At 40.5% G+C, this 24766-nt stretch carries 28 protein-coding genes; 12 read left to right on the top strand and 16 right to left on the bottom strand.

The features are described 5' to 3' along the window. Positions 1–16 precede the first annotated feature (16 nt). From PL9631_RS14690 to hisA, 4 genes are all read left to right on the top strand, one after another. Positions 17–1120, top strand: a complete 1104-nt coding sequence (locus tag PL9631_RS14690; RefSeq protein WP_083621444.1) for a type IV pilus twitching motility protein PilT — start codon at positions 17–19, stop codon at positions 1118–1120. Between the two features lie 115 nt (positions 1121–1235). Beyond that, complete coding sequence (locus PL9631_RS14685) at positions 1236–2369, top strand: type II secretion system F family protein (RefSeq protein ID WP_083621442.1); 1134 nt, start codon at positions 1236–1238, stop codon at positions 2367–2369. Positions 2370–2555: 186 nt separating this feature from the next. Further along, positions 2556–3176 (top strand): hypothetical protein, encoded by a 621-nt coding sequence (locus tag PL9631_RS14680; RefSeq protein WP_083621441.1) that lies wholly within the window; start codon positions 2556–2558, stop codon positions 3174–3176. 74 nt (positions 3177–3250) lie between these two features. Next, the gene (gene hisA / locus PL9631_RS14675) at positions 3251–4024 is read left to right on the top strand and encodes a 1-(5-phosphoribosyl)-5-[(5-phosphoribosylamino)methylideneamino]imidazole-4-carboxamide isomerase (RefSeq protein WP_083621439.1); all 774 of its coding nucleotides are present in this window, start codon (positions 3251–3253) and stop codon (positions 4022–4024) included. Positions 4025–4057: 33 nt separating this feature from the next. On the opposite strand, the gene PL9631_RS14670 is transcribed toward hisA, so the two are convergent. Continuing rightward, positions 4058–5965: an EAL domain-containing protein gene (locus PL9631_RS14670; RefSeq protein WP_083621438.1), complete on the bottom strand. Its 1908-nt coding sequence runs from the start codon at positions 5963–5965 to the stop codon at positions 4058–4060. A 354-nt stretch (positions 5966–6319) separates the two neighbouring features. Beyond that, positions 6320–7504, bottom strand: coding sequence for an NAD(P)/FAD-dependent oxidoreductase (locus PL9631_RS14665; protein ID WP_083621436.1), 1185 nt, complete (start codon positions 7502–7504; stop codon positions 6320–6322). Between the two features lie 235 nt (positions 7505–7739). Between PL9631_RS14665 and PL9631_RS14660 the strand changes: the two genes are divergently transcribed. Then, entirely contained in the window at positions 7740–8348 is a 609-nt protein-coding gene (locus PL9631_RS14660) for a cytochrome b/b6 domain-containing protein (RefSeq protein WP_083621434.1), read from the top strand. Positions 8349–8531: 183 nt separating this feature from the next. Here the strand turns inward: PL9631_RS14660 and PL9631_RS14655 are convergent, their stop codons facing one another. After that, a complete protein-coding gene (locus tag PL9631_RS14655; protein ID WP_083621433.1) occupies positions 8532–9227 on the bottom strand; it encodes a Mo-dependent nitrogenase C-terminal domain-containing protein in 696 nt (231 codons plus the stop codon). A gap of 272 nt (positions 9228–9499) precedes the next feature. Beyond that, positions 9500–9799 carry a 30S ribosomal protein PSRP-3 gene (locus tag PL9631_RS14650; protein WP_079678369.1) on the bottom strand — a complete coding sequence of 100 codons (300 nt, stop codon included), beginning with the start codon at positions 9797–9799 and terminating at the stop codon, positions 9500–9502. Between the two features lie 173 nt (positions 9800–9972). Here PL9631_RS14650 and PL9631_RS14645 point away from each other — a divergent pair, with 173 nt between their 5' ends. Together PL9631_RS14645 and PL9631_RS14640 are read left to right on the top strand one after the other, a co-directional pair. Beyond that, positions 9973–10752 carry a TIGR01548 family HAD-type hydrolase gene (locus tag PL9631_RS14645; RefSeq protein ID WP_083621432.1) on the top strand — a complete coding sequence of 260 codons (780 nt, stop codon included), beginning with the start codon at positions 9973–9975 and terminating at the stop codon, positions 10750–10752. A gap of 43 nt (positions 10753–10795) precedes the next feature. Next, positions 10796–12046: a glycosyltransferase family protein gene (locus tag PL9631_RS14640; protein WP_083621430.1), complete on the top strand. Its 1251-nt coding sequence runs from the start codon at positions 10796–10798 to the stop codon at positions 12044–12046. 64 nt (positions 12047–12110) lie between these two features. Here the strand turns inward: PL9631_RS14640 and PL9631_RS14635 are convergent, their stop codons facing one another. The 4 genes from PL9631_RS14635 to PL9631_RS14620 all read right to left on the bottom strand — a co-directional run bounded on the left by PL9631_RS14635 (position 12111) and on the right by PL9631_RS14620 (position 14270). After that, entirely contained in the window at positions 12111–12431 is a 321-nt protein-coding gene (locus PL9631_RS14635; protein WP_083621428.1) for a type II toxin-antitoxin system RelE family toxin, read from the bottom strand. After that, entirely contained in the window at positions 12418–12678 is a 261-nt protein-coding gene (locus tag PL9631_RS14630; RefSeq protein ID WP_072720596.1) for a hypothetical protein, read from the bottom strand. Before PL9631_RS14630 ends, PL9631_RS14635 begins: the two co-directional genes overlap by 14 nt. A gap of 42 nt (positions 12679–12720) precedes the next feature. Then, the gene (locus PL9631_RS14625) at positions 12721–12933 is read right to left on the bottom strand and encodes a hypothetical protein (protein ID WP_083621426.1); all 213 of its coding nucleotides are present in this window, start codon (positions 12931–12933) and stop codon (positions 12721–12723) included. Between the two features lie 416 nt (positions 12934–13349). Further along, entirely contained in the window at positions 13350–14270 is a 921-nt protein-coding gene (locus PL9631_RS14620; RefSeq protein WP_083621421.1) for a transposase family protein, read from the bottom strand. Between the two features lie 106 nt (positions 14271–14376). Between PL9631_RS14620 and PL9631_RS14615 the strand changes: the two genes are divergently transcribed. Together PL9631_RS14615 and PL9631_RS27050 are read left to right on the top strand one after the other, a co-directional pair. Further along, entirely contained in the window at positions 14377–14640 is a 264-nt protein-coding gene (locus PL9631_RS14615) for a UPF0175 family protein (RefSeq protein ID WP_083621419.1), read from the top strand. A gap of 88 nt (positions 14641–14728) precedes the next feature. Beyond that, positions 14729–14911 (top strand): DUF3368 domain-containing protein, encoded by a 183-nt coding sequence (locus PL9631_RS27050; protein WP_156090581.1) that lies wholly within the window; start codon positions 14729–14731, stop codon positions 14909–14911. Positions 14912–14993: 82 nt separating this feature from the next. Here the strand turns inward: PL9631_RS27050 and PL9631_RS14605 are convergent, their stop codons facing one another. After that, the gene (locus PL9631_RS14605; RefSeq protein WP_231516736.1) at positions 14994–15953 is read right to left on the bottom strand and encodes a 2-hydroxyacid dehydrogenase; all 960 of its coding nucleotides are present in this window, start codon (positions 15951–15953) and stop codon (positions 14994–14996) included. Continuing rightward, positions 15935–16555 carry a Uma2 family endonuclease gene (locus PL9631_RS14600; RefSeq protein WP_083621416.1) on the bottom strand — a complete coding sequence of 207 codons (621 nt, stop codon included), beginning with the start codon at positions 16553–16555 and terminating at the stop codon, positions 15935–15937. The genes PL9631_RS14605 and PL9631_RS14600 overlap by 19 nt, the downstream gene beginning before the upstream one ends. 141 nt (positions 16556–16696) lie before the next feature. On the opposite strand from PL9631_RS14600, the gene PL9631_RS14595 reads away from it, so the two are divergent. Further along, complete coding sequence (locus PL9631_RS14595) at positions 16697–17017, top strand: hypothetical protein (RefSeq protein ID WP_083621415.1); 321 nt, start codon at positions 16697–16699, stop codon at positions 17015–17017. Between the two features lie 33 nt (positions 17018–17050). Further along, entirely contained in the window at positions 17051–18010 is a 960-nt protein-coding gene (locus PL9631_RS14590) for a DUF362 domain-containing protein (protein WP_083621413.1), read from the top strand. A gap of 40 nt (positions 18011–18050) precedes the next feature. Here the strand turns inward: PL9631_RS14590 and mdh are convergent, their stop codons facing one another. The 6 genes from mdh to PL9631_RS27045 all read right to left on the bottom strand — a co-directional run bounded on the left by mdh (position 18051) and on the right by PL9631_RS27045 (position 22973). Continuing rightward, positions 18051–19019, bottom strand: coding sequence for a malate dehydrogenase (gene mdh, locus PL9631_RS14585; protein ID WP_083621412.1), 969 nt, complete (start codon positions 19017–19019; stop codon positions 18051–18053). 235 nt (positions 19020–19254) lie between these two features. Then, complete coding sequence (gene ndhO / locus PL9631_RS14580) at positions 19255–19467, bottom strand: NAD(P)H-quinone oxidoreductase subunit O (protein WP_079678067.1); 213 nt, start codon at positions 19465–19467, stop codon at positions 19255–19257. A 215-nt stretch (positions 19468–19682) separates the two neighbouring features. Then, positions 19683–20537, bottom strand: a complete 855-nt coding sequence (locus PL9631_RS14575) for a DNA-formamidopyrimidine glycosylase (protein WP_083621411.1) — start codon at positions 20535–20537, stop codon at positions 19683–19685. Positions 20538–20540: 3 nt separating this feature from the next. Further along, complete coding sequence (locus tag PL9631_RS14570) at positions 20541–20774, bottom strand: photosystem I reaction center subunit IV (RefSeq protein WP_083621410.1); 234 nt, start codon at positions 20772–20774, stop codon at positions 20541–20543. A gap of 267 nt (positions 20775–21041) precedes the next feature. After that, positions 21042–21707: an MORN repeat-containing protein gene (locus PL9631_RS14565; protein WP_407947589.1), complete on the bottom strand. Its 666-nt coding sequence runs from the start codon at positions 21705–21707 to the stop codon at positions 21042–21044. A gap of 129 nt (positions 21708–21836) precedes the next feature. After that, a complete protein-coding gene (locus PL9631_RS27045; protein ID WP_156090580.1) occupies positions 21837–22973 on the bottom strand; it encodes a hypothetical protein in 1137 nt (378 codons plus the stop codon). A gap of 148 nt (positions 22974–23121) precedes the next feature. On the opposite strand from PL9631_RS27045, the gene gpmI reads away from it, so the two are divergent. Further along, positions 23122–24720 carry a 2,3-bisphosphoglycerate-independent phosphoglycerate mutase gene (gene gpmI / locus PL9631_RS14555; RefSeq protein ID WP_083621406.1) on the top strand — a complete coding sequence of 533 codons (1599 nt, stop codon included), beginning with the start codon at positions 23122–23124 and terminating at the stop codon, positions 24718–24720. Positions 24721–24766: the final 46 nt, after the last annotated feature.

Genomic DNA, 24766 nt, shown 5'->3' with positions numbered 1-24766 from the left:
TTGGAGGAAAAGAATTATGGCGGGATTGATGATTGAAGATACTTTAGAGTCTTTAGTCGAGCAGGGTGGTTCTGATATTCATATTCAAGCAGGCGCGCCTATCTTTTTCCGAATCAGTGGGAAACTGACCCCCCAGCCTCAATTTGGGGAAACCCTATCGGCGGAGGAAGTGCAATCTCTGATCTATCAAATGCTGAATAATATGCAGCGTAAGCAGTTAGAGCAGGAATGGGAATTGGACTGTGCCTATGGGGTACGGGGACTGGCACGGTTTCGGGTGAATGTCTATCGGGAGCGGGGCTGTTGGGCGGCTTGTTTACGAGCCTTGGCTTCTAAGATTCCGAATGCGGATAAATTAGGAGTTCCCCAAGTGATTCGGGATATGACCGAACGCCCGAGGGGTATGGTGTTGGTCACGGGTCAAACGGGTTCGGGTAAAACCACAACCATGGCGGCTTTGTTAGACTTAATTAATCGGACTCGCTCCGAACATATTCTGACGGTGGAAGATCCGATTGAATATGTGTTTCCTAATATTAAAAGTTTGTTCCACCAACGGCAGAAGGGAGAAGATACTAAAAGTTTTGCTAATGCTTTAAAAGCAGCATTGCGGGAAGACCCCGATATTATTCTGGTGGGGGAAATGCGGGATTTAGAAACCATTGGTCTGGCGATTTCCGCGGCAGAAACGGGTCACTTAGTCTTTGGAACCCTGCACACCAACTCGGCGGCGGCGACGGTAGACCGGATGTTAGACGTATTCCCACCTATCCAACAACCCCAAGTTCGATCCCAGTTGTCCGGTTCACTGGTGGGGGTTTGTAGTCAAAACTTAGTTCCCGCCATCGGGGGCGGTCGTCGGGCTTGTATCGAAATTATGATGAATACTCCGGCTATGGCTAACCTGATTCGGGAGGGAAAAACCGCTCAAATTTATTCCCAAATTCAAATGGGGGCGAAACTGGGAATGCAAACGATGGAAATGGCTTTGGCAAGACTGTATACCGAGGGTCAAGTGACTTGGGAAGCGGCGATGAGTAAATCGTCTAAACCCGATGAACTAGAACGTTTAATTGGCCCGGCTCCCTCGGCGACTAAGGGACAAAAAGCCAGAGCTTAATCAGTTATCAGTTGTAGGGGCGGGTTTATCGAGATTTAGGTGATTAACAAAGATCTAAAAAAACCCGCCCGTACCAGTTATCGGTAAAAAGTTAATACTGAGTAGGTAAAAATATATGGCAGGTAGTGTAGTTCGGAGTCAAGTCAGAAATCGGGGTTTTGATCTTAAACGAATTGAAGAAAGTATTAGTATTGCCCTCGCAAGTATTACGGTTAAAGACTTGGCAATTTTTGCTCGTCAGTTTGCGTCTATGTTTAATGCCGGGATTGCGATGGCGAGATGTTTGAGTGTATTAAGTGAACAATGTAGTAATGCCAAGTTAAAAAACGCCTTAACTTCGATTCGGGCTGATGTGGAAGAAGGGACGGAACTTTCTGTAGCCATGAGGAAATTTCCCGATATTTTTGATCAGCTTTTTATTAGTATGGTGTCGGCGGGAGAAACTGGGGGGGTATTAGATGAAGTCTTAGAAAGACTGGCGGTGATGATGGAAAAAAACCACAAAACTAACGCTGAAATTAAGTCAGCTATGTCCTATCCCAAAACCGTGTTTTTTATTGCTATTACTATCTTTTTTGGGATGACAACTTTTTTGCTCCCCACCTTTGCTAAGGTGTTTGAGGATATTGGGGCGGAACTGCCGATGTTTACCCAGATTATGCTCAATATTAGTGTGTTTTGTAGAACTTGGCCTCCGATTCCCCAGGGCATAGTAATCGGAACTATCATCGGGCTATTGACAGCTTATAAAATTTCCTATAAAACGCCCGCCGGTAGAATGTTTTTTGATAAGTTATTTCTGAAGTTACCGATTTTTGGAAACCTGATTAAAATTTCTGCTGTAGCCCGGTTTTGTACCATTTTTGGTAGTTTAACTCGGTCTGGGGTTCCGATTATGAATTCCCTGGAAATTGTGGAAGAAGTGGCGGGAAATGCCCTGATTGCCCAAACTATTCACCATGCGAGAGAGTCTATTCAACAGGGGGGTTTAATTAGTTTAGCTTTACAGGAGGGAAATGTATTTCCCGCCTTGGCGATTCAAATGATTGCCATTGGGGAAGAATCGGGGGAACTAGATAAAATGTTGATGAAGGTCGGGGCGTTCTATGAAACGGAAGTGGAAGAAGCCGTAAAAGGACTCACCAGTATGTTAGAACCTTTGATGATTGTGATGGTTGCCGGAATTGTGGGTTCAATTTTGTTATCTATGTATTTGCCCATGTTTTCAGTCTTTGAAAAAATGGGTTAAACACATTAAGAAGGGAATAGGGAATAGGCAACAGGCAACAGAAAAGACTTAAGAAGGGAATAGGCAACAGGCAAAAGGCAACAGCCTTAATATTCCCTGTTCCCTGTTCCCTCTTCCCTGTTCCCTGTTCCCTTAATATTCCCTGTTCCGGTGTTCGTAATTTCAAATTAATTTTTTATCAAGGTTATGTCTATTCAAAAATCTCATTATGAAGCGTTGCTGGCAGAATATAGTAATTCTGAATCCGTAATTACTTTACTCAAGCAACATCGTCCTTATTTTGAAATGGTTCCGAGTATTCGCCGTTCTGATGATAGTGTAATTACAATTCCTTTACCCGTGGTGCGTTTACGTCAGGGACTTTCCTATTCAGGACAACAGGGAATTAGTATTAAACCTGGGGATGCGGTGGGTTTACCCTGCGATATTGGGATTCTGATGTGTGATCCCGAATGGAAAGTTAAAATTGGGCCGGAAATTTTTATTTTTATTCATCGTCCCCAAGAAGAATTATCGGATTTATTAAGGCGCTGGCGATTAACTCAAGTCTTATTAGATCAAGATTATGAATGGATTATGCCTCACCATTATAAATATGTTGAGTCCCAAGAGGCGGAGGATCTTTATCCTTTATTTGTTTTATTTCCCGATACCCCAGAATCGATTAAACGGGGATTAATTGGAGCTAATTTACCTTTTGTTATCCACTCCTTAGAGGAAATAATTGATGATTATGAATACCCGGATTTTAATGGAATTCCCTTAGAAGAATATCAGGAATTTGGGGGGAATGGGGATAAACTGTAACCGAGGGTTTTGTTGGTCTAGCCTTATGTTTTAACCTGTGGGAAACTTGATCTTGTCCATTATCAAGCTATTCGATGAATATTATTCCAGCCATTGATTTATTAGACGGGCGTTGTGTCCGATTATATCAAGGAGATTATAACCAAGCTCAAACTTTTAATGATGATCCGATTGCGGTGGCTCAAGATTGGGTGGCACAAGGAGCAACCCGCCTACATTTAGTGGATTTAGATGGGGCAAAAACTGGAAAACCCACGAATTATCATGTAATTGAAGCGATCGCCAATACTATTAATATTCCCGTGCAGGTAGGGGGAGGATTACGCAATCGGGATAACGTAGCGACCCTATTAAATTTAGGCGTAGAACGGGCAATTTTAGGAACAGTTGCGGTTGAAAATCCCCAATTAGTAGCGGAATTATGTGCAGAATTTCCCGGTCATATTGCGGTGGGAATTGATGCGAGAAATGGCAAAGTTGCCACTAAGGGATGGTTAGAAACCTCGGAAGTTTTAGCGACGGATTTGGCTGAACAAATGGCACAATTAGGCGTTAGTGCTATTATTTATACCGATATTCACCGGGACGGAACTATGACCGGGCCGAATATCGAGGCATTACGAGAAATTGCCAGTATTGTTGACATTCCGGTGATTGCCTCTGGGGGAGTCAGTTCGATTACGGATTTATTAAGTTTATTATCCCTGGAACCTTTAGGGGTCACGGATGTGATTGTCGGACGGGCGATCTATACTGGGGATATTAATTTAAAAGAAGCAATTCAAGCCGTCGGTCAAGGACGATGGCAAGATGTTCCCTTAGATTTGGGTAACTCTACTTTTGCTTAATATTTAAGGTCGAAATAGATCTACAGAACGGGTTTACATGAACCAGGTTTTAACCCGTTCTTGTTGTCGTTGAAACGGGTATAATCCGGCAATATATTCAGTGGTATCGACGGAATTTAAGGGTTTTGAGAATAGAAATCCTTGGCCCCATTCACACCCTAATAGGGAGAGTTGATTCAGTTGAGATTTAGTTTCAATACCTTCGGCTACCACATCCATTCCCAATCCATGGGCTAGGGTAATAATAGTTCTAATTAGCTCAATTTCTCCTTGATTTAAACCAATACGGCTGACAAAAGAGCGATCAATTTTTAAGGTATCAATGGGAAATTCATGCAGGCGACTCAGAGAAGAATATCCCATGCCAAAATCATCAATACAAAACTGAATTCCTAATTTTTTTAACTGTTTCAAAACTTCAATATAAGGATCTCCTGTTTTCAGTAATGAGCTTTCCGTAATCTCAAATTTGATTTGATGGCTTTTAATCTGAAATTTTGATAGGAGTTCTTCGACTTTTTTAGAAAAAGAAGCAACCATTAATTGTTGGGGAGATACATTAACATTAATGGTAATTTCTGAAAAACCTGGGAATTGTTCTTGCCAAATTGAAATTTGATTTAAGGCTGTTTTGATCACCCATAATCCCAACTCAATAATTAATCCCGTTTCCTCAGCAACAGGAATAAATTTATCAGGGTAAATTATTCCTTTTTGCGGGTGATGCCAACGAATTAGGGCTTCAAACCCTAATTTTTTTGAGATGGGAAGGGAAAGAATCGGTTGATAATAGAGAGAAAATTCTTGATTTTGAATCGCCCGTCTGAGATCATTTTCTAACTGTAAACCATTGACGGCTTTTTGTTGCAATTCACTGGTTAACAGTTGATAACAGCCTTTGCCATTGGCTTTAGCCGCATACATAGCTACATCGGCATCTCGCAAAATATCTTCGGGGTAATCATATCCAAAATGGCTAAATGTAATTCCAATACTTACTCCTATATATACTTCATATTGGTTTAATTTAAAAGCCGGATTCAAGAGATCTAAAACATTTTGAGCAACGGTAATTAATTCTTGATTATCGGTGATATTTTCTAAAATAATTACAAATTCGTCGCCACCGAAACGAGCAACTTTCAGATCATGGATTAAGCAAGATTCTAACCTTTTAGCTACTTTTTGTAATAGTTTATCCCCTAATAAATGACCTAAACTATCATTAACAACATTGAAACGATCTATGTCTAAAAACAAGACCCCATATCGATAATTAGAGTCGGTTTTAGTCTGTGCAATTAAGGTTTGAAGCTGATTCAGACACCAAGCTCGATTCGGGAGTCCTGTCAGTGGATCATGATAGGCTTTGTAGTGTAATTGTTGTTCTCGGTCTAATAGGTTTTTTTGGGCTTGTTGTAATTCTTGTAAGGTGATTTGCAGTTGGGTGGTGCGTTCTTCTACTCTTTTTTCCAGTTCCAGATTCAGTTGATATAGGGATTGTTCTACTTGCTTTTTTTGATGAATTTCCTGCTTTAATTGGGTATTTAAACTATGAAGTTTTAAATGCAGATTAATTCGGGCTATAATCTCACTTTGATCGAAAGGTTTGGTAATATAATCTACGGCTCCTAATTTTAATCCTTTGACTTTTTCTTGGGATTCACTCAAGGCGGTTATAAAAATAATCGGGATTTGTGCATAGGTTGGATCGGCTTTCAAATAAGCGCAAATTTCAAATCCATCCCAGTCCGAGATCATGATATCTAATAGGATTAAATCTGGGGCGTTTTGATTGATTATTTCCAGTCCTGTTTGTCCGTTTAAAGCTGTCCAAACTTCAAACCCGGCATAATTAAGTAGCTCAGACAATAAATTTAGATTGATTGAATTATCATCAATAACTAAAATCTTGTTTCTGGGTTGTACAAAGGTATTCATAACAACTATACTCCTATGGGATATCATTCAGATCAGCCGGAATTTTGCTGAAAAAAGATATAAGTTTTGACGAGGTTTTAATTCAGCATTGACATGAAAAGTGGAGGATGAAATTTTCGATCCTTGAAGGTTTCTAAGTTTTCTGTTGTGATGTTACTTGTGAGATTTAAGGGGGGATGGCTATAGAAAACCTTCAAATAGATGCACAGGATCGGTAGTAAAGGCAATTACGAGTTTTTTAATGATCCGATAGTTGACCCATGTTTACAGATCTTAATTAATTAGTTAACACACCCGGGGAATAAAAGCAATAATTACCAAAAATTCTCCACCATGGAATCACAATTTTAACCCTTAGCGGGTGTTTGAGATCAAACGCCCGGGCGACAATTGTGTGATGATCGAATCGGGTTGTCCTGTGACCAAATTTGCGAATCGTTTGGCTAACGGGGGAATAAACACTAAAGGATTACTAAACCCTGAAAACATAAATATTCGATCAAAATTTGCCACTGTACCAATTAAGGGTAGACTATCGGAACTAAAGGCTACTAAACAATCATAGCAAATTGCGGGTAAATTAGCTAAGGCAGGTAAAATTGTAGCAATTTCCTGACGAATTAAGGCTTCACTTTCGGCGAGGTTGATAGTCGCATTAACATCGCTTAAAGCCCGAGAAGGTTGACCCATTCTGATCCGACCATCGAGTAACTGGGCTGCACTTCTATCTATAATAAATGGGGTTAATTCATGACCGGGTTTTTCCCATAAAGGCTGTAATTCGGGTTGGGTTGCTTTGGCTTCTAGTTGGAAACGTTCCATGGCCGCGGACATGACAATAGTTTGTAATTTTAAATCGACGGGTGGGGTTTCTAAAATTTCGGTATGGGTGAAATAAATTGGTAGGGAAATTCCGGCATTTTTGAATAGCTGACGGGTGAATCCTCCCGCACAAATTGCCACATTTTCAGCTTGATATTCTCCTAGACTTGTGATGATATTAACGGCTTGATTTTTAAGGGGATTAATCTGTAAAACTTGATCAATAATTTGGGTTCCCTCTAAATTTTTAAAGGTTTGAATATATCCATTATTTAGATGTTCTGGGGAAATTTGACCATGACGAACGGTAAAGGCTCCACCGATACCATTAGGATTTAATAGGGGTTCTAATTCACAGGCTTCTTGAATAGTAATTAACTCAGGGGGTGTGGCAAAATTGCTATATTTTTGAGCGATAATTTCTGGATCAATATTGAAATTAAAGGGTAAAATTAAATCTAATTCTCTTAACTCCGTATTTACCCCTAATTCTTGGGATAAAGTCTGGTGATATTTTTTGCCTTCTTCGCATAACGTTCGGGTGAGTTCAGTTGTTCCTGACCAATAAGCTAAACCGCCATAGCTATAGCGCGTTGCATTGTTTAATGTAGGATTTGGATCTAATAAAAGTACCTTAAATCCTTTTTTCGCTAATTCATAACTGAGGGCAGAACCTGCAATTCCGGCGCCAACTACAATCCAATCATAAGTGTTCATGGAATTTTTGCGATCGCGGTAAAATTTTTAGTATACCTACGGTCTACTATACAATAAATTCTCTATCTATACAATCTATTTAGTGCTTGCTATGTTGAATCAGATTAATTATTTTGTCTTTGAAATTCAAAAGTAAAATAGTTTATAATCAAACCAGTTTTTACACTCTGCCGATAAAACTATGATTCATAATTGATTCATAATTTCTCAAATCAACCTCAATAAGAATCTTACAATGTCTAAATCACAGCCCTATCAACCTTTGTTTTTGAGAGTTTCCCACGCTTTAAATGGCTTTTTAGTTTTGGGTGCTTTCATTACTGGATTTTTAGTTTATGATAGTTATGATCGACGTTTTGGTGGCTTAGGATTAACCACAGAAAAGCGCAGTTTAATTGATATTCATGGAACCTTTGGATTTTTCTTGTTGTTTGTTTATGTGGTTTTTGTCGTTTATAGTTTAATTACCCAAAGAAAAAAGTTAATTCAAGGAAATACCCTGCAAACATTAACTCAAACTAATAAACCCGCCTGGTGGTATACCCTACTAAGAATTAGTAATACTTTAGCTTTAATTGCGGTGTCATTGTCGGTAATTTCAGGAAAGTTTCAACAAGAAGATTGGCTACCCGATGGAGAACTTAATCACCCCTGGTATTTTGCACATTTAATCGCTTGGGTGATAATTTTATTTTCGATTATGATTCATGTTTTAATGGCGATTAAAGTCGGAGGTATACCCTTAATTATTTCTATGTTTAATCCTAATTTTCAACCCCAGGATCATCCTAAACTCTGGTTTGGCAATGTTAGAAATTGGTTTTATCGGGTTTTCAATAAATAGGTAAATCAGTCATCAGTTGTAGGGGCGGGTTCATCAAGATTTAGGTCATTAACAAACATCTAAAAGAACCCGCCCGTACAGTTATCAGTGTAAGAGTTTAATTGATTTATTACCCATTACCCATTACCAATTACCCATTACCAATTACCTATTCGTAATTCGTAATTCGTAATTCGTAATTCTCTAACAATATTTAGAGATATCTTCCTGACATTCATCGGCTAAATAAGACAATGCACGAAATCGTAATCCGGTGAATTGTTCATATAAAGGATTCAGTTTGCACATGGGGGGAATATGAACAATTTTGCGTCCAAATATGACCAAATCTCGTTCAAATGGGCACTGAGGTGGAATCAATTTACAGACAGCATGAGCAACTTTAGAATCATGAATTTCTAAATCATCTAACCAATGTTTAACCGGGGAGAGAACATCGAGAGAATGATCGCCGTGGGGGTTATGATTAATACAGACCTGGGGTAACTCCCCCGATTGAATTTTAGACAAATCTTGTAAGGTTTTTCGCAATGTATCTAAGGCCTCAATTTTGAGGTTTAATGCTTGACAAAATTGATGTAATAAATCATCCTCACAAATCGAGTAAATTCCATCAGCTAAAGCCACCATTACGGCGGTTCTGAGGAAGTTTTCTGCAAGTTGAGGATGGGCTCCTAAAACAGCCCCTAATTCCTCGGGTGAAATGGGTTCTAAACTATCAACATTAGTCACAGCGACTAATTCATCATGGGTTAACGCATCAATTAACTGATGTTCGTCTTCATCAAAATTGCCATCCGCCCAAGCCAGGGTTAAAAGTCCACGCATCCACGCCAGACTTTGTTCTGTAGTGTATGGAATTCGGGATGTGGTAGTCATAGGTTTTCCTCTTGGCATAATCTCCTATCTAAAGACTCGAATGTAGATTCGTCGAAATGTGTCCGACCGACTACATTAGCCCTTAACATACTCAGCTATTTTGTTTGTGTTAGAACAGTAAGCTCAACAACAAGACTAAGCTTTTCTGCCTATTCCTATGCTAACCTCAACTAGAATTTATTTAACAATATTTTGTCCCCAAACAAAACCAACGCCATGGCGAATGCAACGGCGTTGGAAATTTCACACAATCAAATAATTTCTCAAGGAGATCAACTGCTCCCCGTAAAGATAACTTCAGGAAATTTAGATTGAGCTTCGCTGATGGGGCGATTTCTGCCTTCTTCTTGCCAATAATTGATCACTTCGGTTGCTTTATTGAGCAATTCAACTTGATCCGGTTCAGAGATCCAATGTTTGGATTCCATTTCCGTTTTCAGTTGTTCCCAAGCATCGTTGCGGGGCCAGAAAAAGTAGGAGGTTAAAGGGCTTGTCCCCTTACCTACCACCTGATCCACCGCCAGGGCTACATTCTCATCTAGCCACAGAACTTTTAATACAAACCTTGACAATTACACCTCCGCTGTCTATCCCAGGCTCAAAAAAAATATTACAATCCTCTATAGTATCAGATCTTGCACTGAATCTTCCATAACTTTTTAACTGAATTACTTTTTATCAAGATTTGCGTCGGTGTAGCCTTGGGGTGTAGCCTGGAGCATGGCATAAGCTCAAGGTCAACAGCATGAAAACGGCTATTGTTGTTTTTGATATTGATGGCGTAATTCGGGATGTCGGGGGTTCCTATCGACGGGCGATCGCGGATACCGTAGAACAGTTTACAGGTTCCTACCGTCCCAGTCTCAGCGATATTGATGATCTCAAATCCGAAGGCATTTGGAATAATGACTGGGAAGCCTCCCAAGAGTTAGTCTATCGTTACTGGGAAGCCCAGGGACAAACCCGATCCCAGACTTCCCTCAACTATCAACAGTTGGTTGATTTTTTCCAGTCCCGCTATCGTGGCCCAAATCCCGATGAATGGACAGGTTATATTACCTCTGAGCCCCTACTGTGCACCCCTAAATACTTTCAAGACTTGACGGAAAATAATATCTCCTGGGGTTTCTTTAGCGGAGCAATGCGGGACGAAGCCCTCTATGTTTTGCAGGGTAAACTGAATTTAGGTGATCCCGTATTAAGGGCGATGGAAGATGTCCCGGGAAAACCTGACCCGACGGGACTTTTTGAAGCGATCGCCGAATTAGAAACCGCAGAAAATTCACCAACTCCGGTTTTTTATGTTGGGGATACGGTAGCCGATTTACACACAATAACAAGAGCAAAAAAACTCCAACCCGATCGCCTTTGGATCGGTGTGGGGGTGCTTCCTCCCCATATTCAACAGGCTGATCCAGAACGTCGTCAAGCCTATCAAAATAACCTAGAAACCGCCGGAGCAACTATAGTATTAAGTCATTTAGAAACATTAACCCCAACAATAATTCAGCAATTAATAGTTTAAACCCGTTGTTGCGCTTAAGCGCACTCTTATTTAATTATTTAACATGGAAAACGCCATTGATATTTTAATCCTTTCTAATGGCCCCGGTGAAATCACAACTTGGGTGCTTCCCGTCGTTCAAGCATTACGACAACAGCTAAAAAATCAACCTTTTCAAGTTAGAATTTCCCTAATATTATCTCCTTGTCCTAATGCTACCGGAAACGAAGTTAATATTGCTCGTTCTTACCCGGAAATTGATCGAGTTCAAGGAGCAGAATATTTTTGGCAATTTTTATTATGGGGAAAAACCGCCGAAGATTGGGACTGGTATAAAAAAGGTGTAGTTCTATTTTTAGGAGGAGATCAATTTTTTACTTTAATAATTAGTAAAAAATTGGGGTATCAGAGCGTTATTTATGCTGAATGGGAAGCGCGCTGGTGGCGTTATATTGATCGATTTGGAGTAATGAAATCCGAGATTTTAGATAATATTCCCCAACCCTATCAAGCTAAATTAGAAGTCATCGGAGATTTAATGGCAGATGTAACGGTATCGAGTTTTTCTGCTATTATTTCTGATGATATTATGATTGGATTATTACCCGGTTCTAAAGCTCTAAAATTAGCCCAAGGCATGGCATTAACCTTAGCAATATCTGAATATTTGCATCAAAAACGTCCTGAAATTCGATTAGTTATTCCCGTTGCTCCTACCTTGGATTTACAAACCTTAGCCAAATTTGCCGATCCTCAATATAATCCTATAATAGCACAATTTGGCGGAATTTCAGGAAAACTACATTTAGGAAATCCGGCTTATTTAGAAACTCAAAATGGGGTTAAAATCGAACTTTATACCGAATTTCCCGCTTATGATTTACTCTCAAAATGTCAGATCTGTTTAACCACAGTCGGAGCCAATACTGCTCAATTAGGGGCCTTAGCTGTACCGATGATTGTGTTATTACCTACTCAACAATTAGATGCCATGCGGTCTTGGGATGGTATCCCCGGAATTTTAGCCAATTTACCGGGGTTGGGTACTCTTTTTGCTAAACTTATTAATAGATTAGTCTTAAAACAGGGTAAACTCTTTGCTTGGCCAAATATTTGGGCGAAACAGGAAATTGTTCCCGAATTAGTGGGGGAACTTCAACCGGAAGATATCGGAAATTTAGTCTTAAATTATTTAGACCATCCCGAACAATTGGAAGCCATGCGCCAGCGTTTACGCGAGGTTAGAGGCGAAGCAGGAGCAGCCCAAAAATTAGCAAATATTGTGATTAAGGAATGTTTAAAAATCACAACCTAGAACGATTTAATAATTAAAATTATGACTTCCGAGATAGTAAAGTTTCGGAAATTTTAAGTTATGTTTATTTTCGATTCTGAGCTTTTTCGTAAGCAGGATCATGTTCAGCAAAACTGAGAAGAACTACTCGCTTCGGGGAAGGATTTTCATAAATGCGATAAACTAGACGATAAGAAACTCCATTCCAATCTATTTCCAGAGAGCGACATCCTTTTAGTTTTCCGATTAAATTATGACTAGAAATACCTAGAGTTTGATAGGGATCTAAAGCGAGGATTTTTTGGTATTTTTGCCAGTTATTCTGAAGTTGTAATGGTAATCGAGAAATATCATCCTGTACTTCTTTAACCATTTGCAGAAGATAAGAATTTTTAGCTTTGCCCATTATTAACCCACTGTTTTAATTCATCTTCATCAATTTCTGAGTTGGCTTCTATTATAGTTATCAATTGGCTAGGATTTTCTAATTGTGGCAATCTTTCCATAGCTAAAGTTTCGGCTGACCAAGTTTGAGAGTTATCTTCTAAGATAATAATTACCTCAACTTTTGCTCCTTGGGGAAATTGGGGAGTTTTAATAGTGATTGTGCCATCAGACTGAACAAAAGTAGTTTGACGAATTGCCTGAGCCATGTTTAGGATTTTTATAGCGAAATAAATAATTATTAGCATCAGTTATAACATAAAGTAAACCACTCTATTAGGGCGCACCATTGCGGTCGCCTTGACGGTCACGGGTAAGGGAGTAAAAGCAGATACAGTGAAAGCGATCGCTACTTTCCCCACTAAAAATAAGCCCCCAAAAATTGTCGCGCCACTCACCGGGGGCAAAAATTCATCATCTTGATGGACGGGGAGAAAATCGGGGTTGGGATTTTTTAGTAACATGACGTAATTTCCTACAATTCATATTGGTAAGGCTTTAAATAAGTAGGTAGACATAAATAAACACAAGATGCGATGAGATCTAGGCATAGTAAGCTTTTGAGGCGCGTCTATCTTACACTTAATTCAACCTACCTAATTATTAATCTTTCTATGCTATAATTGAGGACTATATATTTCAATTAACTCATATATGATTGCCAATAAAACTTTAACAACCTTAACATCAGCAGAAATAGAAACAATTTGAGAATTAGTTAATCAATAGACATCTCCGAAAATCCCCAAATGCCCTCTATCGCTACTTTTTGAACCTTGAGCACTCCTGTGCCGGGTTCTCCCAAAGTAACGGATTCATAGGCTTTTTCAGTTACATTAATAATAATTAATGAATTTTATCTCTAATATTTAATCATTTCTCAAAAGAATTCTGGGCAGTTCTTAGATGGTAATACAATCGCTCCTATTCGCCATCTTATTAATCCACATACTGTCAAGATTACTGCTTCATAATTTTGCCTTTTTAACCGAAATCTTTCTGAAGCAACTCTATAAATTTTTATCAGTCTGATTAAATGTTCAACTACAATCCTTTGTTTGGCTTTTAATCGATTTTCTTCTTGCTTTTCAGCCGACATCTCTTGATTCCTCGGTTTCTTATGCGGTGTATTAATTGCTGTTTCTCCTACATAAGCCTTATCCCCTCTGTATTTTTGATTGTTTCCCAATTCCTGGCTTCTTTCTGTCCACAATTTTAGATCACTTGTTGCTCCGGTATAACCCACTGCTACATCCACTATTTCTTTTCCATTTGGCATGACAATGACTTGATTTTTAAACGTATGTGTTTTTTTCTTTCCTGAATAATACTTTTTCTGCTCTTCGTTGTCTATTGGTCTTTCCCTGGGCTGTTCATAGCTATCTACTACTAACTCAAATTCCAGCAGAATTTCTTCTACCCACTCCCAATCACTCTCGTTTTTTTTTACTTGCTCTAGTAAACTCGCTGGCAGTAATTCTCTGAAGATTTTTATCCAGTTATGGAAAATATCATTTGCTGTTGATTCACTCACTTCAAACTGTAACCCTAACATTTGAAATGTGGGCATCTGATGCAGATAAATTAGAGTTAGTAAGATTTGTTCATCGACAGATAATTTCTGGCGACGACCCCCACCTGCTTTAATCAACCTGATTTTAGTTTTTTCTTGTTCTTGTCGTTTTTCTTGTTCTAATAACTCCGCAGCTTGAATGAGTTCTATCAACTGTTCATATTCCATCCCTAATAGCCTTTTTGCTTGCTGGGGATTCTTGTCCAGATACTCTCTTAATTTACTCATCTCTCATTGGGGTAAAATCCAATTTTACCATCTTGCTATCCCTCCCCGTTTCTATTTTGGAGATGTCTAATAGAGTAGATTACAAAACTATAACCGAAAAATTACCATGCAAATCACCCTTGAACTCCCTGATGAAATAGCAGAAAAATTACAGTCTGTTAATATTTCTCGGCGTATTTTGGAACTAATCACCGCCGATTATTACCGTCAAGGTCAAATCGGTGCTTCTGAAGTAAGACGGATACTCAAATTTTCTTCTCGTTGGGAAACCTACGAATTTCTTAAGCAAGAAAAAGCTTATTTACCTTATACTGAAAATGATTTAGAACAAGATGTTCAAACTATTCGTCATCTTTTAGCTTCAGAATGATTATTATATAGATTTACTTGATCCTGGTGAACGTGAAGGGATTCTTTTAGCACAACAACTTAATGCTGATTTAGTTATTTTAGATGATATGAAAGCAAGACGCATAGCGATAGATAGAGGTTTATCTATTACAGGAATATTGGGTATTTTGGATCAAGCTGCAACCATGAAACTGATCAACTTATCTACAGCTATTGACAATCTTCAAAAGACATCTTTTTGGGCATCGAAAAGTTTGTTACAAAGATTGTTAGATAAACATAATTTGTAAAATAGATAATACCCACCCAAGCCGCAATAATAGAGTTAAACTAATATAACATCTTTAACTTATGAAAAAATATCCCAAAAAGTTAATATCCTTGGGATAGATCAATAGTATTATTTAATAATACTCCCTCTTGACTATTTTGGATGGCTGCAATAATTTGAGGCACGACACAAGCGGGAATAGTTTTTGCCGCAATATGAGGGGTGATAATAATTTGGGGATGTGTCCAAAAAGGATGATTTTCGGGTAAAGGTTCAATTTGAAATACATCTAAACAAGCGCCGGATAGTTGACCGGATGTTAACGCCGTTAATAGGTCTTCCTCAACTAAATGTTTCCCCCTCGCCACATTAATTAAATAAGCACCTTGGGATAAAGCAGCAAAGGTATTTTGATTTAAAATTCCTTCGGTTTCCGGTGTTAAAGGTAATAAACAAACCAAAACCTCACATTCCCTTAAAAATAGATTGAATTGTGCTTCTCCAAAAAAACAATTAATATGCTCTAAAACTTTAGGTGTCCGACTCCAACCGCGCACCGTAAACCCTAATAAATTTAATTTTTGAGCTATATCTGAACCCAAAACCCCTAACCCCAAAATTCCGACGGTACAATTAGCCGTGTTTCTAGGGGATAACCCCCGCCATAACTGTTGATTTTGCTGAATTTTATACTCCGTAAATTGACGATGAAACTGTAAGATTGCTGATAGAATATATTCCGACATTTGGGAGGTTAAAGAGTCATCTACTAACCGCACAATAGGAATATGAGCAGGTAAATTCGGATCTCGTAAAATATGATCTACACCCGCACCCGTTGAGATAATTACCTTTAAATTAGGGAATTTTTCAATAACGCCTAATGGGTGCATCCAGACTAAAACCGCGTCAATTTCTGCTGGATTTTTAACCTCCGGGTAAACTTCGATTTTTAGATCGGGTTGATAGGTTTGAATTGCTGAAATCCAAACTTGAGTATCTTCAAATTCTCCTAATAATAAGAGAGTCATTTTTTCATCCTCTAAATAGTGATTAACCATTTTTGAAATTCACGACGAACTGAAGTTCGACCCGATTTAATATTATCTTTAATAATTTTCGGTAAACTTTCTAATGCTATTTCAGGAAAGACTAAACTTCTCGGTGTTTGTTGATAATCTCCACCTTGTAGCTGATAAATTTTAAGTTTGTTTTGATCACAACGCCAAACTTCAGGAATACCTAAGCGAGCATACATTGAACGTCTAGGGAGAGATTTTTGAGTTAAATCAATTTCTAAAACCAAATCAGGGGGAGGATTTTCTGGTAAATTAATGGTTAATTGTTTCTCAACGGCAGATAGGTTTTGAATATAAAAACAACTATCCACTTCTAAACTAATTTGTAAATCCACTCGTTGCCATAAAACCGAACCTAAACAACGATAATTAATATTTTGTAAATCTAATAAAGCAATAATAAATCCTTCTAAAATTTCACGATACTCCTGATGTTCCGGTGAAGGGGTAATCAATTCCAAAGTTCCCTGATCATAAGCCAGTAGAGTCTCTCCATTTTTTTGCCGTTTAAACAGAATTGTTTCTAAGTCCTGCCAAGGGATATTTTTCAGGAGAATATTACCAGGACGGGGAGATTTAGCCATTCGATTAAGAGGAAAATTATCTAATAGTTTCTAGGATTATATCGGATCTGGGCGTGTCAATATACACCCAAATGATCTAAAATAGGATTATCAAAGTTTAATTATTTTGCGAAATTGTCCCATTTTAGGAGAAGTTGACTTATGCCCAAAGGATCTTTTGTAGAATTCAACGGCATGACGACAACCCAAATTACTTTCTATTATGATGATGGCCATGAGGAGGCTTTTAACGTTCCAATTCCCCCGGGGGAATTAGTCCAGCAACTCCCCGAACTTTTGCATCAAGCTTGGTTGACTTTTCACCTAGTTGATCAAACGGTCATGGTTAATATGGCTAAGGTGGAAAAATTGGAGTTAAAACCACCAGTACCAGAGTTACAAGGACAGGGAGCTTTCCTAAATTGTCAACGGGTAACTGCTCTCCATCGGGGTGCGGTCGGTCGTTTAAAAATGACTGAATAAAGTTATTAAATAATCCCTCAAATTCGGTGATTTATGTCAACTGTGTCTTTAATTCGGACTGATTCTTATAACCCTCAAGTATTAGAAAAATCCCTAGAAACTTTACTCGCACCCATGGGAGGAATGACCGCTTTTGTGAAACCGGGCGATCGCGTTCTACTCAAACCGAATTTATTAACTGGAAGTCGTCCAACCAAAGAATGTGTTACTCGCCCGGAATTGGTTGCAGCCGTCGCTAAACTGGTAATTCAGGCGGGAGGAAAACCCTTTTTAGGAGATAGTCCCGCCTTTGGTAGTGCCCTGGGGGTCGCCCGCAAAAATGGTTATTTACCCTTAATTGAATCCTTGAATTTACCGATAGTTGAATTTAAAGGAAAACGCTATGAAACCGTCGGGGAAGGGTTCGATCATTTACGGTTAAGTAAAGAAGCCATGGAAGCTGACGTGGTGATTAATTTACCTAAATTAAAATCCCATGTTCAATTAACCCTAACCATGGGAGTGAAAAATCTTTTTGGTTGTGTCCCAGGAAAAATGAAAGCCTGGTGGCATTTAGAAGCGGGGAAAGATGTTGATCGGTTTGGGGAAATGTTAGTAGAAACTGCCCGGGCAATTAATCCCAATTTAACCATTTTAGATGCTATTATCGGTCATGAAGGTAATGGCCCGAGTAATGGAGAACCCAAGGAATTAGGGATTTTAGCCGCGGCGGATCATGTATTTTCTTTAGATAGAACGGTTGTTGATATTCTTCAGGTTGATCCGACTTGGGTTCCGACTATTATGGCGGCTCAACGCTTAGGATTATGTCCCGAATTAACGGAGATTAATTATCCTTTATTAACCCCTAAAGAATTACAAGTTTCCGACTGGAAATTACCTGCCGCCTTAGTTCCCATTGATTTTGGTTTACCTCGGGTTTTAAAGTCTAGTTTTCGACACTTTTATATTCGTTGGATCAAGGAACCAATGGAAACCTATACTAACCGTTAGCAGGAGGATTTTAACGAGTTCTTTTATCAGTTTTTCTGGTTTATTTTAACAGTTCTAGGGCTTGATTAATTCCGTCTCTAACTGATAGGCTACATTCCATCAAAGCCTGATGTTCAGATTCAGTTAAATCGAGTTCTAAAATCCGTTCTACTCCCCGACAACCTAACCAGGCGGGAACCCCCAGAAAAATATCTTTTAAGCCATATTCTCCCTGTAAATAAGAACAGGTGGGTAATAATCTCGATTGTTGACGTAAAATAGATTCCACCATAATTCTAATAGAAGATGCAGGGGCAAAATAAGCTCCTCCTGTCTTTAATAACTGTACAATTTCCCCTCCCCCTTGACGGGTACGTTGGACAATTTTATTAATGGTTTTTTGATCAATTAATTCTGTAATCGGAATCCCATTAACGGTTGTGTAACGGGGTAAGGGAACCATTAAATCCCCATGACTTCCTAATACAGTGGCATGAATATTCGCCATAGACATTCCCAATTCCATGCCAATAAATGCTTGAAATCTCGATGAATCTAAAACCCCTGCCATACCCATCACCCGATGGGGTTCAATTTTTGTTGCCTGCCAAGCAATATAAGTCATCACATCTAAGGGATTAGTCACAATAATAAATACTGCATTGGGGGAATATTGAAGGGATTTTTGAGCCGCATCGACAACAATTTTGGCATTAATACTAATTAAATCATCCCGCTTCATCCCAGGAATTCGAGGCTTTCCAGCCGTTATGACAATAATATCTGAATTAGCAGTATCGGCATAATTATTTGTACCCGTTACTTGTCGATCATGACCTTCCACCGAACCCGCTTGCATTAAATCTAAAGCAATTCCTTGGGGTACTCCTTCTAAAACATCTAATAAAACAACGTTAGCAATATTTTGTTCAATAATACGCTGGGCCAGGGTACTTCCCACTTTCCCCGCACCAATAATAGAAACCCTAGTGGAATGACAAGAAGGAGGAAAAAATGGAATCGATAACATAATGGGTAATAGGTAATGGGTTATGGGTAATGGGTAATACTTCTACTTCGCTCAGTAACAGGGTAATGGGTAATGGGTAATACTTATAGATTTTTAATAGACACCTTAAATAATTGCAATTTCTGTAGGATTACTATAGTATTTATTCAACTGATAACTGGTACGGGCGGGTTCTTTTAGATCTTCGTTAGTTACCCTAAATCTCGATGAACCCGCCCCTACAACTGATGACTGATTAAGCTGATTCCAATTGATCCAATCTTAACCAAATATTGGGGGTAGGAACTTGTCCAAATTTAACCAAAGCGTAGTCCCCCCGTAATTCCATAATCTCCCCTTTCGTCTCAAAAATATAAGCAGAAAATCGAGGATCACTAGCTTTTGCTTCTAAGCTATTCTCCAACTTTTCCCGAACCGCGTGAACAAAATCACCTTTTTTAATGGCCATAACTCGTTAACTTCCAGTGTTTATCAAAGCTTCTCCCAATTTTAAGGGTTTATCGGGATAAGCTGTTAATTATCTAAATTTTCGAGGCTATCCAAGCCAGTAAGGGGTTTCAGCCTCTAAAATATGCAGTTTAAATGCTGAACAGCTTATCCGAGCAACTCCTTCCTTCGTGTCTTTGTGCCTTTGTGGTTCCCTATACCATAAAAATATTGCGCCTAATGCTGACATTTTGGGCAAAAATGAGCCGACCGTCCGGCGAGTTTCAAACGTTCAATTGGGGTTCCACAGACCCGACAGGGTTCTCCAGTACGATTGTAAACCCAGGCTGTGCCCCCATAGTTGCCATTCACCCCTTGAACATTCAGGAAGTTACGAATGGTTGTGCCGCCTACTTCAATACTGGTTTTCAATACTTGAATAATATGGTGATGTAACCGTTCGAGTTGGGGACGAGTTAAGGCACTACAGGGGGTTGTAGGAGAAATTCCGCTTAAAAATAAAGACTCATCCGCGTAGATATTTCCGACTCCAGCCACCAAACTTTGATCCAAAAGGGCAGATTTAATCAGGCGTTGACGCTTTTTAAATTGTTCTTGTAAATATTCAACGGAGAATTCTGAAGCGAAAGGCTCTGGGCCTAAATTGTTTAACCCCGTAATAATACTAGAAACTTCTTGACCGGGCGGCACCCACCAAATTTTCCCAAACGTGCGTTGATCAACAAATCTCAATTCTCGATTTTCCGCAAAAAATAAACGAATCCGGGTGTGCTTTTGTAGGGGGTCTTGGGGGTGAACCCATAATAATTGACCCGTCATGCGTAAATGAACCCCTAACCAGCCGCCAGAGGTTCTCTGAGGGTCTAATTGAACCAATTCCGCTAGTAAATATTTTCCTCGGCGATGCCAAGCCGCGATCGCCACTCCAGTTAAACCCAGCAAAAATTCCTCAACGGAAAAGGGGTAGGCGAGAGTGCGCTGAAGCAACACTTCACCCCCCACAATTGTTTGGTTCAAGGTCACTTGATTTAGACCTTGCCTAACGGTTTCAACTTCCGGTAATTCCGGCACGGGCTATTTTTTAGCCGCAGGTGCAGATTTTTTAGCAGCAGCTTTGGGAGCTTCCACTTCCAACAGTTCGCTCACGGCAAAGTTGTTGGTGTTCACGCCGGAGTAGTTCACTTTATCAAAGCGAACAATCGCAGCGTATTTGATGCCACTGGCGTCCACAGAAGCAACTGTACCTACTTCTTGATACCAGTAGGACTCTTTGCGTAGGACACGAACTTTAGAACCACGTTGAACCATTGCTTTTTCTTCCCCTTTTCAATCAAAAAACGGATAAAGACGTTTAATAAACTCAGGGTACTACTGGATTGGCTGTCTAGGTTGATTTCAGTCTTTAAGTTTTATTGCTAACCTAGTGATTGTCCCCAGGAAAGGCAAATAAAGGCACATATAGGGCACATTCCTTCTATTCCCCATTACCCATTACCCATTACCCATTACCCATTACCCATTACCCATTACCCATTACCCATTACCCATTACCCATTCGTAATTCGTAATTCCCCACTACACTTTCTGGCCATCCCGGAAACTGCCGGGAAACCGTTTGCCTTTGGCGTCAATAATCGTTCCTTGGCCATGGGGAACCCCGCCCCGAAATTCTCCCTCAAAGCGAGTTCCGTTAGCAAAAGTACAGGTTCCCTTGCCATCGAGTTGTTGGTTAAAAAATTGTCCCTGACAGCGGCTGCCATTGGTGCGGGTGAATACTCCCTGACCAAAAGGAGATCCGGCAAAGAATTCGCCTTCATAGCGATCGCCATTAGCATAAATAAACTGTCCGCGACCACTGGGTTGACTGCTGACCGTTCCGCCCCCGACTTCTCGCACCAGTTTAAACGTTCCAATATAGCGATCGCCATTGGCAAAAATTACCGTCCCCTGGGTAATATTGCCATCTTTAAATACCCCAACAATTCGGGCATCATCGGCAAAAATGAAGACTCCTTGTCCATTGGGTAAACCATTGCGAAACTGACCTTCATAGCGATCGCGGTTGGCATAAACCATAATCCCTTGACCGTCCGGTTTACCATTAACAAAACTTCCCTTATAGTTATCTCCTCCCTCATAGTTACATTTGACCATTCCGGTCGGTAACTGTCCTTCACAAACCGGAGGACGCTTACCTTCGGCCGGCTGTGCCACCGTTGGCAGAGGATGATAAATACCCAGAACCACCGCTAAACTTGATAGAGTTAGCGTCAAAAAAACCCGTTTTCGGATGAAATACACCAGGGTTACTCCTACGATGAAAAAACTATACCTAATATCTCAAGATTAGATCTATCCGATTCATCCGCACTAACTGGCAGGATGAGATGATCGCATACTAATATTATTAATTTTGGGATCAGCCGGTGGAATAGCACCAATCGATTTAGCGATCTCAACCCCATTTTGCTCAAAAATTACAATGGGTTCGCCTCCGGTATCAAACTTGACTCGTTTCACCAGAACCTGACCATTAGACACACGCTGTCCCACGTTCACATAACGACTGGTGGGTTCTGCGGGAGCCTTGAGAATAACTTTGGTTTGATCTCCCACTTGTAATACCCCGGTTACTTCCATCCCTTGGGCTAAGTCTGTAGATGGAGGAGGCGGAACAAAAGGTTGGACGGGGGCGGGAGGTGGTGGTGGGGGATTAGGATCACGCCAAGATGGGGGTGTTGGGGTATTAGGAAGGGCCGGTAAATCCGGGACTGTAGCGATCGGCAGACTGGGTAAATTGGGTACGCTTCTCCCTGGCCCAACGGTTTGAGGTTTGGATGTTGTCACTCCACTCCCCCGGGGTTTTCCTACTGTCCCAGGAGTTCCACTTCTACCAGGAGTTCCAGGAGTTCCACTTCTACCAGGAGTTCCAGGGGTTCCAGGAGTTCCAGGAGTTCCAGGAGTTCCAGGAGTTCCACTTCTACCGGGAGTTCCAGAAGTTCTAGGAGAAGGAACCCTGGCACTAGCTGATACCCAGCGAATGGGAACTTCATTCACGGGTAATTTAGGTAACTCTGGCACAGCCCGAGTTACCTGTTCCGGTACGGATGGTGCTTCTCCCACCTCGGGAGCAGCTTGGACAATAGAGGGAGGCAAAACAGCAAACGGATCGATACCCACCCCAGCAGGAGCCGTTGTTGACGGTGCGGCAGGAATTGCCGTCGAAGGTCTACCCAAAAGACGTAATCGTTCTTCCGGATTCGTGGATTGAATCAAACCCGCACCCGCAGCCACGTTTGATTGTGGTTGGACTAACGGATCTTTAAACGGGGGTATTTTCCCCGGGCTGGGGGTAACAGTGGGAGTCGGCGACGCTACTGCCGATGGAGGACTTGCTGGAGCAGTGGTTGGACTCGAAGTCGAAGCGGTTTCTTCAGGTGTAGAACCGCATCCTCCTAGCCCAACTGTAAAAATACCGATGGAGAACAGAAACCAAAGTTGACGCATTGCCAGTCCCCAAAACACAGTTGATATAACTTAAGGATACCCAATCTTAATCCCAAGCTACAACAGAAACAACTCAAGCGTGAGCGATTGCCGTACTAATGGTATAATTTATGCGGAAATCACCACACGCAGCAAAAGGTAACTTGGCATGGCACCCAAATCTATATCTCCCGTTGTACTGATCATCTTGGATGGATGGGGTTATCGTGAACAAACCGACGGAAATGCCATAGCTGTTGCAAATACCCCGGTGATGGATAGTCTATGGATGGCTTACCCCCGAACCCTAATTCGCACCTCTGGCAAGGCCGTGGGCCTACCCGTGGGTCAAATGGGAAATTCAGAAGTGGGTCATTTGAATATTGGTGCGGGGCGCGTTGTTCCTCAAGAGTTAGTCAGAATTTCTGATGCGGTTGAAGATGGCACAATTCAAAATAACCCGGCATTGTTAAAAGTTTGTCAAGATGTTTTAGATAAAAACGGCAAGTTACACTTGATGGGTTTATGTTCCGATGGGGGGGTTCACTCCCATTTAGATCATTTATACGGACTTTTAAACTTAGCAAAAGCTAAAAATATTAGAGATGTTTGTATTCATGCGATTATGGATGGTCGAGACACCAATCCTAAAGATGGAATTAAATATATTAAGCAACTTCAAGAACAAATTGATGCTATTGGTATCGGTCGGATTGTTACCATTAGTGGCCGTTATTATGCCATGGATCGAGATAAACGATGGGATCGAGTTAAACAAGCGTATGAAGTAATGACCAGCAAGGGCGAAGGCAATGGATTATCGGCCGCCGATGTGATGTTATCTTCCTATTCTGAAGGCATAAACGATGAGTTTGTGGTGCCCTCTCGGATCGCGCCTGGGGCGGTGGAAGCCGGGGATGGGGTGATTTTCTTTAACTTCCGTCCTGACCGGGCGAGGGAGTTAACTCAGGTGTTTGTTGATGCTGATTTTAAAGAGTTTGAACGTCCCTATATTCAGCCCCTGAGCTTTGTGACTTTGACTCAATATGACTCTACTTTTCCGGTATTAGTGGCTTTTGAACCCCAAAATCTCAATAATATTCTCGGACAAGTGATTGCTGAACACGGGTTAAAGCAATTACGCACGGCGGAAACCGAAAAATATGCCCATGTCACCTATTTTTTTAATGGCGGTTTAGAACAACCCTATCCCGGGGAAGACCGAGAATTAATTCCTAGTCCTTCGGTTGCTACATACGATTTACAACCGGAAATGTCCGCCGAAGCGGTGACGGATGTGGCAATTGAAGGCATTGAAAAGGGCATTTACTCGATGATTGTGATTAATTACGCTAATCCTGATATGGTCGGACATACGGGGATGATGGGTGCGGCGGTAAAAGCGGTTGAAACCGTTGATCACTGTTTAGGGATATTGTTACAAAGTATTAGTCAAGCTGGGGGGACGGCGATTATTATTGCCGATCATGGTAACGCAGAATATATGTGCGACGCGGAAGGAAATCCCTGGACAGCCCACACAACTAACCCCGTTCCCTTTATTCTAGTAGAAGGGGAAAAACGCAAAATCCCAGGTCATGGAACCGATATTCCTTTACGAACAGATGGCTGTTTAGCGGATATCGCGCCCACGATTTTGCAGATTTTGGGTATTCCTCAACCCCCGGAAATGACGGGTGTTTCTATGATTGAATCCGCCGCCTATGAAGTTCGGGAAAATCGGACTCCGATGCGGGTAAAACTTTAAATTAATTCCTTGAAAAATAGGTTATAATCGAAGGTTTGAAGGTTTA

The sequence above is a fragment of the Planktothrix paucivesiculata PCC 9631 genome (assembly GCF_900009265.2).
Lineage (GTDB): Bacteria > Cyanobacteriota > Cyanobacteriia > Cyanobacteriales > Microcoleaceae > Planktothrix > Planktothrix paucivesiculata.
Note: the sequence above shows the minus strand (reverse complement) of the source record. Positions and strands in the feature narration are given on the sequence as shown.

What these genes read in the sequence shown, in the direction of transcription:
- PL9631_RS14685 (WP_083621442.1), top strand. Translation starts at nt 1,236, where the DNA reads ATGGCAGGTAGTGTAGTTCGGAGTCAAGTCAGAAATCGGGGTTTTGAT.
- PL9631_RS27045 (WP_156090580.1), bottom strand. Translation starts at nt 22,973, where the DNA reads ATGCGTCAACTTTGGTTTCTGTTCTCCATCGGTATTTTTACAGTTGGG.
- PL9631_RS14595 (WP_083621415.1), top strand. Translation starts at nt 16,697, where the DNA reads ATGCCCAAAGGATCTTTTGTAGAATTCAACGGCATGACGACAACCCAA.
- PL9631_RS14590 (WP_083621413.1), top strand. Translation starts at nt 17,051, where the DNA reads ATGTCAACTGTGTCTTTAATTCGGACTGATTCTTATAACCCTCAAGTA.
- PL9631_RS14615 (WP_083621419.1), top strand. Translation starts at nt 14,377, where the DNA reads ATGCAAATCACCCTTGAACTCCCTGATGAAATAGCAGAAAAATTACAG.
- PL9631_RS14665 (WP_083621436.1), bottom strand. Translation starts at nt 7,504, where the DNA reads ATGAACACTTATGATTGGATTGTAGTTGGCGCCGGAATTGCAGGTTCT.
- PL9631_RS14630 (WP_072720596.1), bottom strand. Translation starts at nt 12,678, where the DNA reads ATGGCTCAGGCAATTCGTCAAACTACTTTTGTTCAGTCTGATGGCACA.
- PL9631_RS14620 (WP_083621421.1), bottom strand. Translation starts at nt 14,270, where the DNA reads ATGAGTAAATTAAGAGAGTATCTGGACAAGAATCCCCAGCAAGCAAAA.
- PL9631_RS14640 (WP_083621430.1), top strand. Translation starts at nt 10,796, where the DNA reads ATGGAAAACGCCATTGATATTTTAATCCTTTCTAATGGCCCCGGTGAA.
- PL9631_RS14605 (WP_231516736.1), bottom strand. Translation starts at nt 15,953, where the DNA reads ATGGTTAATCACTATTTAGAGGATGAAAAAATGACTCTCTTATTATTA.
- PL9631_RS14570 (WP_083621410.1), bottom strand. Translation starts at nt 20,774, where the DNA reads ATGGTTCAACGTGGTTCTAAAGTTCGTGTCCTACGCAAAGAGTCCTAC.
- PL9631_RS14625 (WP_083621426.1), bottom strand. Translation starts at nt 12,933, where the DNA reads ATGTTACTAAAAAATCCCAACCCCGATTTTCTCCCCGTCCATCAAGAT.
- mdh (WP_083621412.1), bottom strand. Translation starts at nt 19,019, where the DNA reads ATGTTATCGATTCCATTTTTTCCTCCTTCTTGTCATTCCACTAGGGTT.
- PL9631_RS14645 (WP_083621432.1), top strand. Translation starts at nt 9,973, where the DNA reads ATGAAAACGGCTATTGTTGTTTTTGATATTGATGGCGTAATTCGGGAT.
- PL9631_RS14600 (WP_083621416.1), bottom strand. Translation starts at nt 16,555, where the DNA reads ATGGCTAAATCTCCCCGTCCTGGTAATATTCTCCTGAAAAATATCCCT.
- PL9631_RS27050 (WP_156090581.1), top strand. Translation starts at nt 14,729, where the DNA reads ATGAAAGCAAGACGCATAGCGATAGATAGAGGTTTATCTATTACAGGA.
- gpmI (WP_083621406.1), top strand. Translation starts at nt 23,122, where the DNA reads ATGGCACCCAAATCTATATCTCCCGTTGTACTGATCATCTTGGATGGA.
- PL9631_RS14680 (WP_083621441.1), top strand. Translation starts at nt 2,556, where the DNA reads ATGTCTATTCAAAAATCTCATTATGAAGCGTTGCTGGCAGAATATAGT.
- PL9631_RS14635 (WP_083621428.1), bottom strand. Translation starts at nt 12,431, where the DNA reads ATGGGCAAAGCTAAAAATTCTTATCTTCTGCAAATGGTTAAAGAAGTA.
- PL9631_RS14670 (WP_083621438.1), bottom strand. Translation starts at nt 5,965, where the DNA reads ATGAATACCTTTGTACAACCCAGAAACAAGATTTTAGTTATTGATGAT.
- hisA (WP_083621439.1), top strand. Translation starts at nt 3,251, where the DNA reads ATGAATATTATTCCAGCCATTGATTTATTAGACGGGCGTTGTGTCCGA.
- PL9631_RS14690 (WP_083621444.1), top strand. Translation starts at nt 17, where the DNA reads ATGGCGGGATTGATGATTGAAGATACTTTAGAGTCTTTAGTCGAGCAG.
- PL9631_RS14655 (WP_083621433.1), bottom strand. Translation starts at nt 9,227, where the DNA reads ATGACTACCACATCCCGAATTCCATACACTACAGAACAAAGTCTGGCG.
- ndhO (WP_079678067.1), bottom strand. Translation starts at nt 19,467, where the DNA reads ATGGCCATTAAAAAAGGTGATTTTGTTCACGCGGTTCGGGAAAAGTTG.
- PL9631_RS14660 (WP_083621434.1), top strand. Translation starts at nt 7,740, where the DNA reads ATGTCTAAATCACAGCCCTATCAACCTTTGTTTTTGAGAGTTTCCCAC.